This window comes from Streptomyces venetus (assembly GCF_039540295.1).
In the GTDB taxonomy this organism is placed as follows: domain Bacteria; phylum Actinomycetota; class Actinomycetes; order Streptomycetales; family Streptomycetaceae; genus Streptomyces; species Streptomyces venetus.
This window is the reverse complement of the sequence record NZ_BAABET010000001.1, coordinates 266,330-281,595: the sequence shown is the minus strand read 5'-3', so window position 1 is coordinate 281,595 and position 15,266 is coordinate 266,330. Positions and strand designations below refer to the sequence as shown.

Here is a 15,266-nt window from a genome sequence, read left to right as displayed (position 1 = left end):
ACCACCGCACCACCCCCACCCCCCTCGCAGAATGAGCCGCGCATGAACTCACCGTCCGGCCGCCGCCGCCGACCCCGCGCACCCCGCCGCACCACGCCCCCGGGAATACTGACCCTGGCGGCGCTGCTCGTCGTCGCCTCCCTGGTCTCGGGCTACCTGGCCCTGAACCGCTCGGACCCCACCACCCCCACCGCCTCCTCCGGGGCCCGTAAGGGAACCGCGGAGAAGGGGGACAAGGAACCCCGGTGGGACGGCCGGACCAAGGTCCTCGGGGACGGCTCCACCTCCTACACCGGCCCGCAGAAAGGGCAGTTGAAGCCGGTGCCGCTCAAACCGGGCGAGAAGCCGCCCCAGTTCGTGGTCTTCTCCTGGGACGGCGCGCTGCAGGGCGACGACGAACTCTTCTCGCACTACCGGGAACTGGCCGAGCAGTACGACGCCCACATGACCTTCTTCCTCACGGGCATCTACCTGCTGCCCAAGAGCAAGAAGGACCTCTACTCCCCGCCCCGGCACGCCAAGGGCTCGGCGGCGATCAGCTACGCCACCGACGAGCACATCCGCACCACGGTGGAGGAGCTCGGCAAGGCGTGGCAGGGCGGCAACGAGATCGGCACCCACTTCAACGGCCACTTCTGCGGCAAGAAGGGCGGCGGCGACTGGAGCGTCGCCGAGTGGAAGAGCGAGATCGACCAGTTCTACGACTTCGTCGAGAAGTGGAAGACCAACACCGGCTTCCAGGACGTCGACCCGCTGCCGTTCGACGTCAGGAAGGAGGTCACCGGCGGCCGCGCGCCCTGCCTGGAGGGCCAGAAGAACCTGCTGAAGGCCGCCGAGGGCTACCACTGGCGCTACGACGCCAGCTCCGCGGGCGACTTCCAGATATGGCCCGGCAAGAAGAACGGCATCTGGGACTTCCCGCTGCAGATGCTCCCCTACGAGGGCGGCAAGTACCAGGGCCTGTCGATGGACTTCAACTACCTCTACAACCAGTCCGACGGCGAGACCGAGGGCGACCCGGCGAACTACCCCCAGTGGGAGGAGCAGACCGTCGCCTCCTACATGTCGGGCTTCAACCGCGTGTACTACGGCAGCCGGGCCCCGCTGTTCATCGGCAATCACTTCGAGGACTGGAACGGCGGCATCTACATGAGGGCCGTCGACCGGGTCGTCAAGGACGTGTGCACCAAGAAGGGCGTCAAGTGTGTGTCCTTCAGGGAACTGGCCGACTGGCTCGACGTGCAGAAGCCCGAGACGCTGCAACGCCTGCGCACCCTGGACCCGGCGCAGTCGCCCGACTGGTCGACGGTCGTGAAGTAACGGAGACGACACCCTGAAATAACAGAGGCACCACCCTTCACAACAGCCACACACTTCATGCGAAGATCTTCTCCCCCGGCAATCCTTTGGCCGGGGCAAGAGGGGAAAACACCAGTGAAATCACGGAAGTTGAACGTGACGCGCCGCCGCGTCTCGATACTGGGCGCCGCGGCGACCTCGGTCGTCGCGGGAGTCGCCCTGCTGCCCAACTGGAGCGCCGGCGCGGCGGTCATCGACGACCCGACGGTGGACGCGCGGACCAAGGCCACCTTCCAGCGCCTGGCGGACGCGGTCTTCACCGACCGCACCGACGCCCTGGTCACCGGCGCGCAAGGGGACCGCGAGAAGCCGCTGACCGACGGCTTCTCCGGCGACGTCAAACTCTCCACCGGCACGGCCCGCTCCGAGGACGCCACCCTGTCCGGGCTGGGACAGCGCAAGGAGAAGCTGGCCAAGGCCGGCGAGAAGTACCGCAAGGCCAGCACCACCGTCACCCTGAACGCCACCCGAGTGACAGGCCGTACGGCCAAGGCGGCGGTCACCGAGACCACCACCCTGACCTACGCCGGGGCACGGGGCGACGCGCCGCGGACCACCGGCTTCCAGGCCCGGCACGAGCTGACCTTCAGGGCCGACCGGCAGGGCGACTGGCAGCTGACCGGCATCCGCGACACCGACCAGGGCGGACTCGCGGTGAACACGCTCTCCAAGCCCGCCCCCGTCAAGGCGACCACCGCCGACGACACCATGCCGAACGCCCCGCGCGCGGCGACCACCCGCAACCCGGCCGCCGTCCCGAAGACCGGCACGACCTACGACTACAAGGCCATGGCGGCCTACGCCGAGAAGTACTGGAACGTCTACAACAAGGACTACCCGGACTTCAACGGCCACGGCGCCGGCGGCGACTGCACCAACTTCGTCAGCCAGTCCCTCAAGGCGGGCGGCTGGAAGCACGTCCCCGGCTACGTCTACGACTACACCAAGTGGTTCGGCAACGCCGAGATCCAGTCGGACTCGTTCGTCGGCGTCAACGAGTGGTCCTGGTTCGCCCAGAACTCCAAGCGGACCACTCCGCTCGCCAACGTCTACCAGCTCGAGGTCGGTGACGTCCTCCAGATGGACTTCGACAAGGACGGGTCCAAGGACCACACGATGGTCGTCACGTACAAGAGCGGCGGCGTGCCGTACGTGACCTACCACTCCAACAACACCCTCCGCAGGTCGGTGGCGAGCCTCGTCGCGTCGTACCCGAACGCGTACTACTACGCCTACCGCACCTGATACCGGCCGGGGCCGGGGCCTGGGACCGGGCGGGGGCCGGGCTCAGTGTCCGGCCCCGCGCTCCTCACGGATCCGGCCCACCACACCGGCCGCCGTCCGCCGGATCGCTTCCGTCTCCGTGAGGAAGTGCCAGTAGTCGGGGTGGCGGCCCTCCAGGCCGGCGATCGCGCGATCGAGACGGGACACCGCCTCGTCCAGGGGCCCGGCATGGCGCGGGTCGGGGGTGTTGCGGCCCGACATGGCCAGACGCTGGGCGTCGCGGAGGGCGAAGCGGGTGCGGTCGATCTCCTGCTGGGGATCCTTCTGCACGGCGTTCAGCCGGTGCAGGCGGTCGCCGGCGGCCGAGACCGCCTCGTCGGTGGTGTTGAGCAGGGCCCGTACGGTCGACAGCAGGGCCGTCGCGTCGGGCCAGCGCTGCGCGTCACGGGCGGTGCGCGCCTCGGCCAGTTTGGTCTCCGCCTGGCGGACGTTCTCCGCGGCGATGTCGGGGACGTGCTGGAGGTCCTGCCAGCAGGCGGCGGTGAAGCGGCGGCGGAGCTCGCTCAGGATGGGTTCCACCTGCTCGGAGCGGGTGGTGAGGGCCTGCGCGCGGGTCCGCAGGGAGACCAGCCGGTGGTCGATCTCGGCGGCCCGCTCCGGGAGCCGCTCGGCCTCCACGCGGACCGCTACCGCCTCGCGAGTGACGCGCTCGGCCCGCTCCAGGGTCTCGGGCACACCGTGCCGGCCGGCGCCCTGGTTCAGCTTGGTCAGCTCCGGGGAGAGGGCGGCGAGACGCGCGGCGAGGTCGTCCGCCGTCAGCCCCGACGATCGTGACGAGTCGAGCGCCTCGGAAGCGGCGAGCAGGGCCTGGCGGGCGCGCTCGACCGCCGGGGCGAGGCGGGCCAGCTGGGTCTCGGCCTTGCCGAGCAGCGGGCCGAGACCGTCGGCGAACCCGTCCAGCTCCTGCTTGACCCGGCCGAGTTCCTCCTTGGCGGCGGTCAGCTCGGCGCGGGCCCGCGAGGCCACCGAGGCCTCCAGGTCGTCACGGTCGAGGTCGTGGGCGTCGACGGCGTCGATGTACCGGTGGCTGGCCTCGTCGATACGCCGGCCGAGCGCGTCGAAGTCGGCGACGGCACGCCGGGCGGCGGGGGAGTCGTCGACGGCGGTGATCGTCTCTATCGAGATGCGCAGGTCGCGCTGCGCGGTGTCGAGCTCGTAGAAGGCGGCCGCCGCGGCGTCCTTCGCGGCCTGCGCCTCGGCGCGCTGGCTCTCGGCACGGCCGCCGAACCAGCGCCGGGTGCCCCCGCCCGCGAAGGCCGCGGGCAGCGCCAGCGCGGCCAGCAGCGGCAGTCCCACCAGAGTGAGCGTGTCGCGCAGCGGGGCCGGGGTGCGGGGGAGGCGGCGGCGCGGGCGGTGTGCGCGCGGCACCGACGGCGTATGCGACTGTGCTGGTGTCGCCGTCACATCCCTCTCCCGTGGTGTGGTCCACCCTGCCCGGTGTCATTCTCCCACCGGTTGAGGACGAACACACGGGCCGGTCAGTTCACCGTTCGGACCGTGACTTTGCCGTCGCCGGTGTGGGCGGACACCACATGGGAGCTGGTCTCGTCGCGGGGCACGGACACCTCCACGCCGCCGTCGCCGGTCTCGGTGGTCACGCGGTAGGCCGCCTCGGGCAGCGCGATGGTCACGGAGCCGTCGCCGCTGCGGGACTCCACACGGTCGGGGACGACACCGAGTTCGAGACGGACCGAGCCGTCGCCGGTGCGGGTACGGACGTCACGGGAGGAGACGTCCGCCCGGACGGATCCGTCGCCGGTGCGCATGCTGAGCGGGCCGGTGGTGTCCGCGACGCGGATCGAGCCGTCACCGGTGCGCAGGTCGACGGGCCCGGTGGTGTCGGTGACGCGGACAGAGCCGTCGCCCGTGCGGATGCTCAGCGGGTCCCGGAAACCGCGGGCCCGCACGCTGCCGTCGCCGTCCTCGACCTTGACGGTGGTGCCCCGGGGCACCTCGACGCGGTGCTTGGCCGAACAGTCGGCGACGATGCCGGAGCACTTCATCCGCAGCACCAGACGGTCGTCCCGCACGGACCAGGTGACCTTCGGGTCCTTGCCGACGACCACCGAGCCCTGGAACCACCGGGTGACCTCGACCCGGCCCTCCCGGGCGGCGTCGGTGGCGACGATCTCGAGGGCGGAGTCGTCGGAGTCGACGGTGAGCGTGCGGCCCTTCAGGTCGAAGGACCGGTGGTCGGGCTCGGTGTCGTCCCCCGCGGACGCCCCGCACGCGCTGAGCCCGGCGACGAGGACCACGACGGCACCGGCGACGGCCACCGCCCGGGCGGAGACGGGGCGTGCGGTGCCGGCGGTACGGGTGGTGCGGGCCATGACGATCTCCCCCTGAACGGACGACGGACGCCTCTCGGGCGCTCTACGACCGTAGGGATCCGGGGCCGGCCGGGGGATCCGGAGCACTCCCGGATCCGAGGTGGGGATAACCCCCGGTACGGACCCGCGATACGGGTTTGCGGGACCGTGCCCCGGGCAAGGTAGGCTGTCGACTCGTCCTGGGCGTGCTGGTCCGGGTGCCGGGTGCGTAGCTCAGGGGTAGAGCGCCTGCCTTACAAGCAGGATGTCGGCGGTTCGAAACCGTCCGCGCCCACAGATGTGCCGAGGCCTTCCGGGGAGATTCCCGGAAGGCCTCTTCCGTGGGATCAGTAGCTCGCGTTGGCGAGCAGTTCGCCGTCCTTGTCGTAGACGGTCACGAGGCCGTTCTTCGACTCGTAGCAGGACGTGAAGGCGGAGGCGATGAGCTTGCCCTCGCCCTGGTGGGGGCCCATCAGGCCGCCGGTGAAGTCGGTGAAGACCTCCGCCGAGTCGAGGATGTCGTTGCGCTTGTCGGCGCCGGTCACCTTCGTGACGTGCTCGGCCGCGGCCTTCTCGGTGTCCGTGCCGTTCTTGGCGACGCAGGCCCGGAACCGCTCGGCCTGGGACTTCGCGTCGGCCGGCTCGGCCTTCTCGGTCCTGGCGTCCTTGGGCTTGCTGTCGACGGTGACGGGCTTGTCCTTGCTGGAGGTGTCCTCACTGTCGCCGCCTCCACCGCCGGTGGCGACGGCGGCGACGACGAACACGGCGATGACGCCCGCGCAGCCGAGGCCCGCGATCTTGCCGACGCCGCGCTTCTTCGGCGGCTGGGGCGGAAAGGGCTGGGTCGGCTGCTGCGGGTGCTGCTGGCTCATGGGTTCCCCTCGGGTCATTCGGGTCGTGCGGGTGGATGACCCGTGGAGGCGGAGCGCAGTTGCAGAAGGCCGAACGAGTTCACCCGATCGGGTCCCGGCAGCCGCACAGCCGGTGGTTATCCGCATGCGCGTCCACGGCGGCCGAAGGACCTCTCTACGATGTGCGTTGTGAACAGCCCCGTCCCGCGCACCTCGCCCCCCGCCGTCCGGCGCCGGCGTGTGCTGTGTGTGCTGGGGCTGTTGGCCGGGTTGCTGGCGATGCACGGCCTCGCGCCCGGTGGTGCCATGCCGCGGCAGGAGCACCTGCCGCAGACGCGCGTGGTGCAGTCGTCCGAGCACTCCGAGGCCCAGGACGGTTGCGGGCAGGGCGGGCACTGCGGTGGCGGGCACGTCCAGCACGCCGACGTGACCTGTGCCTCGGGGGCCGTCGGGGGTGGGCCGGTGTTGCCCGCGCTCGTCGCCGACCCGGTCGCCGTGGGCGTACGGCAGGACGTCGTACGGGACCACCCGGCAGTGGAGCAGGACGGTGCGCGTGCCCCGCCCTCCCTCAGCGAACTCCAGCTTCTGCGGATCTAGACACCCCCGCGCAACGTGCCGGCGCCCCTGCCGGTGCGGTGCGTCGCCGTGTCCGAATCCCTTGCTGATCCGTTCCTGATCCGTTCCGGATCAGCAGAAGCAGCAGAAGCAGGAGTTCACGTATGAGCAGCATCCGTACCCTGACCCGCCGGGCCGCCCTCGTCGCGGCGGCGGTCGGCGCCGGGTTCGTCCTCACCGCATGTGGTGGGGGCAGCGGTGACAACGGCGGCAGCGGGCACGGGGCGCACGCCTCCGCCTCCGCCTCCGCGTCCGAAGCCACGGCCGGTGCCCACAACGCCCAGGACGTCTCCTTCGCGCAGGGCATGATCCCGCACCACCGGCAGGCCCTGGAGATGGCGCGGCTGGCCGACGGCCGGGCCTCCTCCGGCGCGGTCAAGGACCTCGCGGCGCGGATCGAGAAGGCGCAGGACCCGGAGATCAAGACCATGACCGGCTGGCTGAAGTCCTGGGGCGAGGACGTCCCCGCGGCCGGAGGCGGCATGGACGGGATGAAGGGCATGGACCACTCCGGCTCGGGTCACGACGGGATGCCGGGGATGATGGGCGAGGCCGACATGGCCGAGCTGGAGAAGTCCTCGGGCAAGGCCTTCGACACCAAGTTCCTGGCCCTGATGGTCGAGCACCACGAGGGCGCGGTGAAGATGGCCACCGTCGAGAAGAGCAAGGGCGGCTACGGTCCCGCCAAGGCCATGGCCGACGACATCGTCACCGCCCAGAACGCCGAGATCAGCGAGATGAACAAGCTCCTCGGCAAGGGCTGACGCCCCGGCCGCTACGAGGTTCCGCCGGGCTCCTCCGGCGGAACCTCGTGGGCGTGCTTCAGCTCCGAGCGGGCCGCCACCCGCTCGGAGCCGGTGAGTTCGGACCAGTAGCGGTGGGTGCTGACGAACACCGCGAGCTCGTGCTCGCGCCGCCGCAGCTTCTCCACCTCGGCCTGCTCGTCCGCGCTCCAGCCGGGGGAGGCGGGGCGCTCCACCTTCCGCCAGCCGTTGTCGTCACTGAAGCCGTCCAGAGGCTCCACCGACCAGGGGAGCCGCTTCAGCAGGGCCGACAGCTCGGCCCGGACCTGATGGAGTTCCTCCTGACCGGCGAGGAGGTCACTCGGAAAGTCGTAGGTCGCAGCCACGACCCAATGATACGCCTGTTCGAATTTGGGTGGCGAGTTCCTTCCCGTGGTTCACGTGGGCGGGTGTTCCTTCGCCAGCTCGCCCACCACCCGGGCCGCCACCGGGGCCGCCACGCCGTGCCGCTCGGCCGCGCGCAGCAGTGCCCCGCCGATGGCGTCCAGTTCGAGAGGGCGGCCCGCCTCGGCGTCGCGCTGCATCGACGACTTCGTCGCCGGTGGGAAGGCGTCGTAGCGGGTGAGGGCCTGGGCGGGGTCCGCCGGGCCGCCGCACGCGCGGCTGATCGCGGCCGTCTCCTCCACGAGGGCCGTCAGCTCGTCGCGGTGACGGGTGCGGACGTCGCCCAGGGGGAGTCCGTAGCGGGTGGTCAGCAGGGCGAACGGGGCGAGGAACGACATCTTCGCCCACAGGGCCGCCGTCTCGTCGTCCTGGACGCGGGCCGCCGGACCGGCGGCGGCGATGGCCTCCGCGAGGGTGTCGAGGCGGGTCCGGGGTACCTCCGCACCGGCCAGGTCGATCTCGGCGAAGGGGCTGGCGTGTTCGATCATGCCGGGGGCGACCCGGGTCGACTCGACGCGGATGACGGCGGGGGCCACGCGGTCGGGACGGTAGCGGGCGCGCAGGACGGCCGGGTGCTCCACACCGTTCAGGAACGGCACGAGGAGGGCGTCGGCGAGCGCCTCTGCGGGGACGCGTGCCAGGGCGGTGTCGAGAGCGGTGTGCTTGACGGTCACCAGGCACGCGTCGACCGGTTCGCGCAGCTGGGTGTCCGCCTCCACCCGGGCCGTGAAGTCGCCGAAGTGTGCGCTGCGGACCCGTATGCCGTCGGCGCGCAGGACCTCGGCCGTCTCCTCGCCGGACAGGCAGATCACGCGGTGGCCCGCGCGGGAGAGCAGGGCGGCGAGGAGGCCGCCCACGCCGCCCGGGCCCAGGACGGCCACGGTGAGTTCGTTTCCCATGTCGGTTTCCTCTCTCCGGTCGGCCCCGGGACGGTGGCCGCCATTGAGTGATCATGACAGGAATCTCTGTCGTCGCGGGGCCGGAAGGGCGAGACTGGGGGCATGTGCCGGAGTATCAAGACCCTGCGTCCGCCCGCGATGCCCGAAGAGGCCACGGAAGCGGACATCCGGGCCGCCGCCTTGCAGTACGTGCGGAAGGTCTCGGGTTTCCGCGCCCCCGCCGCTCACAACCAGGAGGTGTTCGAACGCGCCGTGGAGGCCGTCGCGCAGGCCACGGCCGAACTGCTGGACGGACTGGAGATCAGGGGAGCCGCCGCCCGGCAGGCTAGCTAGGACATCCCTGGGCCTGGGCCTGGGCCCGGCTGAGGCCTAGGACGCCTCCGACGCCTGCGGCCGGGGGCGCATCAGGTACGCCGCCCCGGCCCCGGCACCGAACAGCGCCCCCACCGACACCGCCGTCGCCACCCAGCTCGCGCCCAGCCAGTGGGCGCCGAACCAGCCGAGGGCGACGCTGTACGCGGCCCAGGTCAGACCCGCCAGGGCCGACCAGGGGAGGAAGTCGCGGGCGCGGCGGTGGGCGGCGCCCGCGCCGAGGGAGACGACCGAGCGGCCGGCGGGGGCGAAGCGGGCGAGGACCACGAGCGCGCCGCCACCCCGGGCGAGGGCCGCGCCGAGACGTTCCTGCGCGGTGGTCAGGCGGCGGGAGCGGGAGATCGCCCGGTCCAGGCGGTCGCCGCCGCGCCAGGCGAGGCGATAGGCGGCCAGGTCGCCCAGGACGGAGGCGGTCGCCGCGCACAGGGTCAGGACCAGGATGTCGGGCACGTCGGTCGCCGACCCCGCGGCCGCCGCCGTGGCCGCCGTGATCACCAGGACGCCGCTGGGCAGCACCGGCAGGAACACGTCGAGCAGGACCGACAGGGTCACCACCCCGTAGATCCACGGACTGGTGGCCAAGGCCCCCACTTGCTCCAGCACCGCAACTCCCCGTGACTCCCCCGTGGACCGGACCGTGCCGCGGTGTCGCGGGGGAGCGGCAGGGGCGGCCGATGACAGCCATACAGCGTACGCCCGGGGTGTGACGGGCGGTTCACGGGGGGTGCGTACGTTCGGTACCGCTCGTTCACCCCCGCGGACGCGGAAGGCGCCCCCCGGCCCACGTGTGAAGGCGCCCTCGGCCCGCATGGGAAGGCGCCTCCCCGCACATGCGGGAAGGCGCCGTCGCGCGAGGTGCCGGCCGGGCGGTCAGGCAGCCACCGGGGCGTGGTCCGCGGACCGCTGTTCCTGCGCCGAGGTGCGCTTGGCGAACAGCCGGTCGACACCGAACGCGCCGGAGCCCGTGAAGATCAGCAGGAACATGGCCCAGCAGTACATGGCCGCGCCCTCGCCGTTGTTCTCGATGGGCCACAGACCCTGCGGCTGGTGCACCTTGAAGTAGGCGTACGCCATGGCGCCGGAGGAGATGAAGGCCGCGACGCGGGTACCGAGGCCCAGCAGCACCAGGATGCCGCCGACGAGTTCTATGACGGCCGCGTACCAGTTGGGCCAGGCGCCGGTCGGCGCGGTGCCGCCCTTGCCGTCCGCGCCGCCGAGGACGCCGAAGAGCGCGACGGCGCCGTGGCAGGCGAACAGCAGGCCGATGACGATCCGGAACAGTCCGAGAGCGTACGGCTGCGCGCCGTTGAGGCGAGCGGTCATGTGGGGGTCTCCTTCGGACGGCCGGCCCGGGGAAGGCCGGTCGGGGGACAGAACCGATGAGTAACCCACGTTAGGTGTGCCTAATTGATGCTTGCAAGTTCAACATTTGGCCACTGGTTTCCCTCTGGTTGCGGCTCCCTCTCGCCCCTAGCTGCACGTAGAGCGGCTCTCGCCACTGCATCCGCGTCCGAAAGTGTGACCGAATCCACCCCCGGCCGGGCTCCTGCCGCGGTCACCCAGTGCACGCCCTCCGTCGGCACGCCGAACGCGAACCGCCTTGCATGGGAAGCACCTTGACGGTCAATCAGATGATAGGGGCGCGGGGTCACATCCAACCCCCCTGTTTCGTGACCGTCGACGGTGTGCGGTCGGCACTGCCCGGTCCGCAGCAGCCCCGCGAGGAGTTCGTCGGCCGTGCGCCGCAGGTCGGGCTCCGGAAGACGGGCCTCTATGAGGGTTTTCACACGGACCGACGAGCCCGGTATGTCGGGGGAGTACGCCGTCCAGGCGCCCTCCACCTCCGCCACCCGCAGCCGCGGCCCGAGCACCCGCACCACACCCGCCTCCACCAGCGCCGCCAGCTCCTCGATACGGCGCCGGGGCGGGCCGATCGACAGGAAGGCGTTGAGCGGGGTGTACCAGCGGTCCAGATGGTCCCGGCGGGAGGCGCCGGCGATGCCGCCGTGGTCGACGATCAGACGGAGCTCGTTACGCAGGTCGCGCAGCACGTCGAGAGCCGCCTTCGACGGGCCGCGCACATTGCCCAGGGCGGCCTGCGCCGCGTCCTCGCGCAGGTACGACAGCAGCCAGTCGCGCCACTCGCCGGGGTGCGCGAAACGCCGTCCGGCATACGGGCGGGAGAGCCGCTCCCAGCACCAGCGCTCCTCCTCCGGCACGCCGAACTCGTCCAGCAGCAGGGTCTCTTGGGGGTCACCGTGCGGTACGGCCAGGAAGCGCTCGACGAGTTCGCGGCCCCGCCGCCGCCCGGGTGCTCCCGGCCGCTGGAGCAGCGCGGCGTAGTAGACCGCCTCGACCTCCTTCGCCACCAACGGCCACACCTCCGCCAGGAAGTCCGGCGCCTCCCCGGAGTCCGCGCGTTTGCGGAAGCCCGCGATCACCTCCGGCGTGAGGACCAGCGGGACGTGCCGGCCGTAGGGCCCCTTCGCGTTGTCGCCGCGTGCCTGGTACGGGACTCCGCGCCGCGACCCCGCGTACAGCCGCGGTTCGCGGCCCGAGGGGAGATAGCGCAGGCCCCGCGCGTCCGGTACGAACCGGCCGCCGCGGCCGGTCGTCAACAGGGCCGCGTGGTCGAAGAAGTTGAGGCCGAGGCCGCGCAGCAGGACGGGTTCGCCGGGCGGTACGCGGGACAGGTCGACGTCGGCCGGATTGGCGGGCGGGACGTGGCACAGGCCGTGGTGCGCGGCGTGGGCCGCCAGACGCCGCTGGTCCCTGTCCGTGGTCGTCGGCAGGTGCCCCTGGGTCAGGACCACGGCGGACAGGCCGGTCAGCACGCGGCCGTCGTCGAGGGCGAGGTCCTGGTGGCCGTCAGGGGTGTCGTCGAGCCGGACCGCGCGCGCCCGGTGCGTCTCGACGCGTACGGCCGCCGGAGCGTCCCGTACGACCCGCGCGAACACCCACTCCAGGTAACGGCCGTAGTCCGCCCGGGCCGGGTACTCGTCCGGGCCCAGCGTGCCGCCCGCCCACTCGTGCAGGCTCGGACCCGGGCGGATCGGGCCCGAGCAGTCCACGCTGTCGTCGGTGAACAGGGTCACCTGGCAGGCCACGGTGTTCATCAGCAGCTCGGACGACTGGCCGGTGCGCCAGACGCGGCCGGGGCCGGGCGGGTCCGGGTCGATCACGTGCACCGTCAGCCGGGCACCGGCCGGGAGGAGCTCCGGTGCGGAGGCGCAGAGACGCTCCAGCACGCTGGTGCCGCGCGGCCCGGCGCCCACCAGGGCGACGGCGAACGGTGGGGGGTGGTGTTCCGGTACGGATTCCTCGGTCGACGCAGACAAGGGTGGGACTCCCGGCGTGTGGGGCGCGTGTCGGCAAGTCCGCCGGTCGGGAAGCGGACGGTCCGCCTCATCATGCCGCCGTCGGGAGCCGGAACCGAGGCCGGTGGGACAGGACCGACGCTCGCTGTGGCATGCGTCACGATCATTGTGGGGCGTAGTGGCAACAAGCGGATGTAACGGGAGAAATGCCGGTACTCTCGCAAGCCAGTCCGAGCAGCATCGAGGGCGATGGAACCAGCGGGCGCCCGGCATCCTCTCCTCGGCCGGCACCTGCTCGTAGGGGGTGTCGGCGTCGATGTCGAAGTACTCCCACACCGCGCCCCAGAAGCCCTCCAGGTCGGTGACCGACCACTGGTGCAGGGCGGCGTAGTCGCCCGGGTCCATGCCCTGGAGCCGGGCGAACTCCGCGATGCGACTGGCGGCCGCCGTCTCCGGACCGGGTGTGAAGAAGGGTGCTCATCGCGTCGTACTCCTCAACAGGCTTTTCAAGGCCGTCCGTTCGGCAGGGACAGGGCTTCGTGTGGTGTGCAGCAGGGCCGCCCAGTCGGCGGTCGACGTGAAGTCGCGTCCCCCGGCCGGGACGACGTCCATGACGACGCGGTCGGGGCGCAGCAGTACGGCGTCCGCGCGGCCGGCGCGCATCCAGGCGGCGAGGGTGCCGTCGTCGCCGAGGCCGGTCACGGAGCGCGCGCGTATGCCGAGGCTGTGGGCGAGCGCGCTCAGTGAGGGACCGGGTTCGGTGGCGGTCAGAACGGTGAAGGAGTCGCCGAGCAGTTCGTCGAGACGGGTACGCCGTCCGTCGACGCTCACCCACGGTTGCGGACAGTGCGTGCCCGCCAGGCCTCGGCGGACCCCGCGCCGCACGAGCGGTCCGGCGGTCAGGGCTGGGCTGAGGTCGCGGCCGGCCAGTTCGGCCAGGCCGGGTATACGGCAGGCAACGGCCAGTGCCCTGCGGCGGAGGGCGGCGGCACCGTCCTGGCCGCCGGTCATGGCCCAGCCCATGGCGACCGCGAGCCGGATCACATGCCGGGCGTGTGGCTTGCGTTCGCTCTCGTAGGTGTCCAGCAGCCGTTCGTCGCCGCCATGTCGGAGGACGCGGGCGAGCTTCCAGGCGAGGTTGTAGGCGTCCCGCAGGCCCGAGCACAGGCCCTGGCCGACGAACGGCGGGGTGAGGTGGGCGGCGTCGCCGAGCAGGAAGACCCGTCCGCTGCGCCAGCGGTCGGCGACGCGTGCCCGGAAGGTGTACTGCGTCTCGCGGACGACCTCGAAGTCGCCGTCGAACGAGGGTGGCAGCCACGGGGCGACCAGCTCACGGGCCGTCTCCCGCTCGTCCCGGAGCCGGAACTCCCAGCGGTAGCGGTCCTCGCCCACCCGCATGAAGGTGGTCGGCCGGTGCGGGTCGCAGACCTGGTCGACGCCCTCCCAGCAGCGGACGTCGGCGTCCGTCCGGACGTCGACGACGGTCCAGCGTTCCTCGAAGCGCAGGTCCTCCCAGACGGCTCCGACGGCTTCGCGGGTGAGGCTGTTCGCGCCGTCGCAGCCGAGCACCGCGTCGGCCCACAGTTCGTGCTCGCCGTCGTCGTCGCGGTACGTCACGCGCACGGGGCCCGCGGTGTCAGGGCCGACGCCGGTGACCTCCACGCCACCCCTGAGCTCGCACTCCGGGAGCCGCGCCAGGGCGTCGCGCAGCACGCGTTCCAGTTCGGGCTGGTCGAACATGCTGGTCTGCGGGTAGCCGTGCAGGCCGCACTCGGTGCGGCGGAACTCGGCCATCACCCGGTGCCGGGCGTCCAGCAGCCGCAGCCCGTTCGCCGGGCGGGCGATCGCGGTGAACTCCTCGCCGACGCCCGCGGCTTGAAGGATGCGGCGCACCTCGTCGTCGGTGGCGACGGCGCGTGGGAGCGGGTAGACGTCCTGGTGGCGTTCGAGGACGAGACAGCGGATTCCGTGCCGAGCCAGGAGGAGGGCGGCGGTCACGCCCACCGGTCCGGCGCCGACGATCACGACGGGCACGCGTGCGGCTTCATCGACGGTCATGTGCGGCTCACCTCGGGTGTTATTTCGCGTCCGTGACGGGCGTGCGCTGCTCGCCGAGGTCGATCCGGCCGTCGGGGGTCGCGATCGTCGCCGTGATCACGTCTCCCGGGTTCAGGTAGCGCGGGTTCTTCGCCTGGGACTTGAAGAACGCCTTCCACTTCACGGCGGGCGGCAGCAGCGCGCCGATCTTCTCGACCGGCTTCGGCGGCGCCTTGAGCGCCGTGCCTCCGGGTGTGCCGGTCAGCAGCAGGTCGCCGGGGTCGAGGGTCTGGAAGCGGGCCAGCAGGGTCAGGGCCTGCGCCGGGCGGACGATCATGTCGGCGAGGGTGCGGTCCTGGCGCAGCTCGCCATTGACGGACAACCTCAGCCGCAGGTCGAGGAGATGGGTGAAGTCGTCCGGCTCCAGCAGGGTGAGGTACGGCCCGGTCGGGGTGAAGGTGGGGTATGACTTGCTCTCGTAGAACTGCGTCTTGGTCAGCTGGACATCCCGCGCGCTGATGTCGTTGGTGATGACGAGCCCGGCGACGTACGACGGCAGCTCGCGCTCCTCGACCCGGGTGCCGACGGGCAGGGGCGCGCCCATGACCAGGCCGAGCTCGATCTCGTAGTCGAGGAACTTCACGTGCGGGGGCCGGACGACGGAGTCGCCGGGGCCGCTGACCGAGCCGGACGCCTTGCGGAAGAAGGCGGGCGGGATGTCGCCGGTGAAGCCGGAATCGCGGGCGTGGCTGCGGTAGTTGACCATCTGGGCGACCACGCGGCAGGGCGTGGTGACCGGCGAGAGCGCGACCAGGTCGGCCACGGGCGTGCCGGGCTCGCCGGAGGCGGCGGCCTCACGGACGGAGGCGCGGTCGGCCACCAGTTCGGCGGTGGTGTCGGCCTTGGTCTCGACGAGGACGGCCCGGTCGATGGGGGTACCCCCTGCTCGGGCGGAGTCGAGAGTTCGGGGGAGGACGACCCACCAGCCGTCGGCGGTGCGCAGGACATTGGTGCTCATGACATGGCTCTCTGTGCG

The 15,266-nt window shown here is 71.9% G+C and carries 15 protein-coding genes, 1 tRNA gene and 1 pseudogene; 6 read left to right on the top strand and 11 right to left on the bottom strand.

Annotated elements, in window-relative coordinates:
• The first annotated feature begins 42 nt into the window (after window positions 1-42).
• Both ABEA82_RS01235 and ABEA82_RS01230 read left to right on the top strand, forming a co-directional pair.
• Entirely contained in the window at window positions 43-1,320 is a 1,278-nt protein-coding gene (locus ABEA82_RS01235; protein ID WP_345659433.1) for a polysaccharide deacetylase family protein, read from the top strand.
• Window positions 1,321-1,434: 114 nt separating this feature from the next.
• Window positions 1,435-2,604: an amidase domain-containing protein gene (locus ABEA82_RS01230; RefSeq protein WP_345659432.1), complete on the top strand. Its 1,170-nt coding sequence runs from the start codon at window positions 1,435-1,437 to the stop codon at window positions 2,602-2,604.
• Window positions 2,605-2,646: 42 nt separating this feature from the next.
• Here the strand turns inward: ABEA82_RS01230 and ABEA82_RS01225 are convergent, their stop codons facing one another.
• Window positions 2,647-4,047, bottom strand: a complete 1,401-nt coding sequence (locus tag ABEA82_RS01225; protein ID WP_345659431.1) for a hypothetical protein — start codon at window positions 4,045-4,047, stop codon at window positions 2,647-2,649.
• Between the two features lie 74 nt (window positions 4,048-4,121).
• Window positions 4,122-4,973 (bottom strand): DUF4097 family beta strand repeat-containing protein, encoded by an 852-nt coding sequence (locus ABEA82_RS01220; RefSeq protein ID WP_345659430.1) that lies wholly within the window; start codon window positions 4,971-4,973, stop codon window positions 4,122-4,124.
• A gap of 202 nt (window positions 4,974-5,175) precedes the next feature.
• Here ABEA82_RS01220 and ABEA82_RS01215 point away from each other — a divergent pair.
• Window positions 5,176-5,247, top strand: a tRNA-Val gene (locus ABEA82_RS01215).
• A 52-nt stretch (window positions 5,248-5,299) separates the two neighbouring features.
• On the opposite strand, the gene ABEA82_RS01210 is transcribed toward ABEA82_RS01215, so the two are convergent.
• Entirely contained in the window at window positions 5,300-5,824 is a 525-nt protein-coding gene (locus ABEA82_RS01210; protein ID WP_345659429.1) for a hypothetical protein, read from the bottom strand.
• Window positions 5,825-5,983: 159 nt separating this feature from the next.
• On the opposite strand from ABEA82_RS01210, the gene ABEA82_RS01205 reads away from it, so the two are divergent.
• Together ABEA82_RS01205 and ABEA82_RS01200 are read left to right on the top strand one after the other, a co-directional pair.
• On the top strand, window positions 5,984-6,400 hold the full coding sequence (locus ABEA82_RS01205; protein WP_345659428.1) for a DUF6153 family protein: 417 nt from the start codon (window positions 5,984-5,986) through the stop codon (window positions 6,398-6,400).
• A 122-nt stretch (window positions 6,401-6,522) separates the two neighbouring features.
• Complete coding sequence (locus tag ABEA82_RS01200; protein ID WP_345659427.1) at window positions 6,523-7,182, top strand: DUF305 domain-containing protein; 660 nt, start codon at window positions 6,523-6,525, stop codon at window positions 7,180-7,182.
• A gap of 11 nt (window positions 7,183-7,193) precedes the next feature.
• Here the strand turns inward: ABEA82_RS01200 and ABEA82_RS01195 are convergent, their stop codons facing one another.
• Both ABEA82_RS01195 and ABEA82_RS01190 read right to left on the bottom strand, forming a co-directional pair.
• A complete protein-coding gene (locus tag ABEA82_RS01195; RefSeq protein WP_345659426.1) occupies window positions 7,194-7,547 on the bottom strand; it encodes a hypothetical protein in 354 nt (117 codons plus the stop codon).
• Between the two features lie 51 nt (window positions 7,548-7,598).
• Window positions 7,599-8,504 (bottom strand): ketopantoate reductase family protein, encoded by a 906-nt coding sequence (locus ABEA82_RS01190; protein WP_345659425.1) that lies wholly within the window; start codon window positions 8,502-8,504, stop codon window positions 7,599-7,601.
• A gap of 102 nt (window positions 8,505-8,606) precedes the next feature.
• On the opposite strand from ABEA82_RS01190, the gene ABEA82_RS01185 reads away from it, so the two are divergent.
• Window positions 8,607-8,837 (top strand): DUF2277 domain-containing protein, encoded by a 231-nt coding sequence (locus ABEA82_RS01185; protein ID WP_345659424.1) that lies wholly within the window; start codon window positions 8,607-8,609, stop codon window positions 8,835-8,837.
• A gap of 36 nt (window positions 8,838-8,873) precedes the next feature.
• On the opposite strand, the gene ABEA82_RS01180 is transcribed toward ABEA82_RS01185, so the two are convergent.
• The 6 genes and pseudogenes from ABEA82_RS01180 to ABEA82_RS01160 form a co-directional block, all read right to left on the bottom strand.
• Window positions 8,874-9,479, bottom strand: coding sequence for a DedA family protein (locus tag ABEA82_RS01180; RefSeq protein WP_345659423.1), 606 nt, complete (start codon window positions 9,477-9,479; stop codon window positions 8,874-8,876).
• Between the two features lie 267 nt (window positions 9,480-9,746).
• A complete protein-coding gene (locus ABEA82_RS01175; protein ID WP_345659422.1) occupies window positions 9,747-10,199 on the bottom strand; it encodes a DoxX family protein in 453 nt (150 codons plus the stop codon).
• An 80-nt stretch (window positions 10,200-10,279) separates the two neighbouring features.
• A complete protein-coding gene (locus tag ABEA82_RS01170) occupies window positions 10,280-12,214 on the bottom strand; it encodes an FAD/NAD(P)-binding protein (protein ID WP_345659421.1) in 1,935 nt (644 codons plus the stop codon).
• 243 nt (window positions 12,215-12,457) lie between these two features.
• Window positions 12,458-12,598: pseudogene (locus ABEA82_RS38615) on the bottom strand (acetyl-coenzyme A synthetase N-terminal domain-containing protein); the annotation flags it as partial.
• A 72-nt stretch (window positions 12,599-12,670) separates the two neighbouring features.
• Window positions 12,671-14,251, bottom strand: a complete 1,581-nt coding sequence (mhpA, locus tag ABEA82_RS01165) for a bifunctional 3-(3-hydroxy-phenyl)propionate/3-hydroxycinnamic acid hydroxylase MhpA (protein ID WP_345659420.1) — start codon at window positions 14,249-14,251, stop codon at window positions 12,671-12,673.
• Between the two features lie 19 nt (window positions 14,252-14,270).
• Entirely contained in the window at window positions 14,271-15,248 is a 978-nt protein-coding gene (locus ABEA82_RS01160; protein ID WP_345659419.1) for a fumarylacetoacetate hydrolase family protein, read from the bottom strand.
• Between the last annotated feature and the right edge of the window lie 18 nt (window positions 15,249-15,266).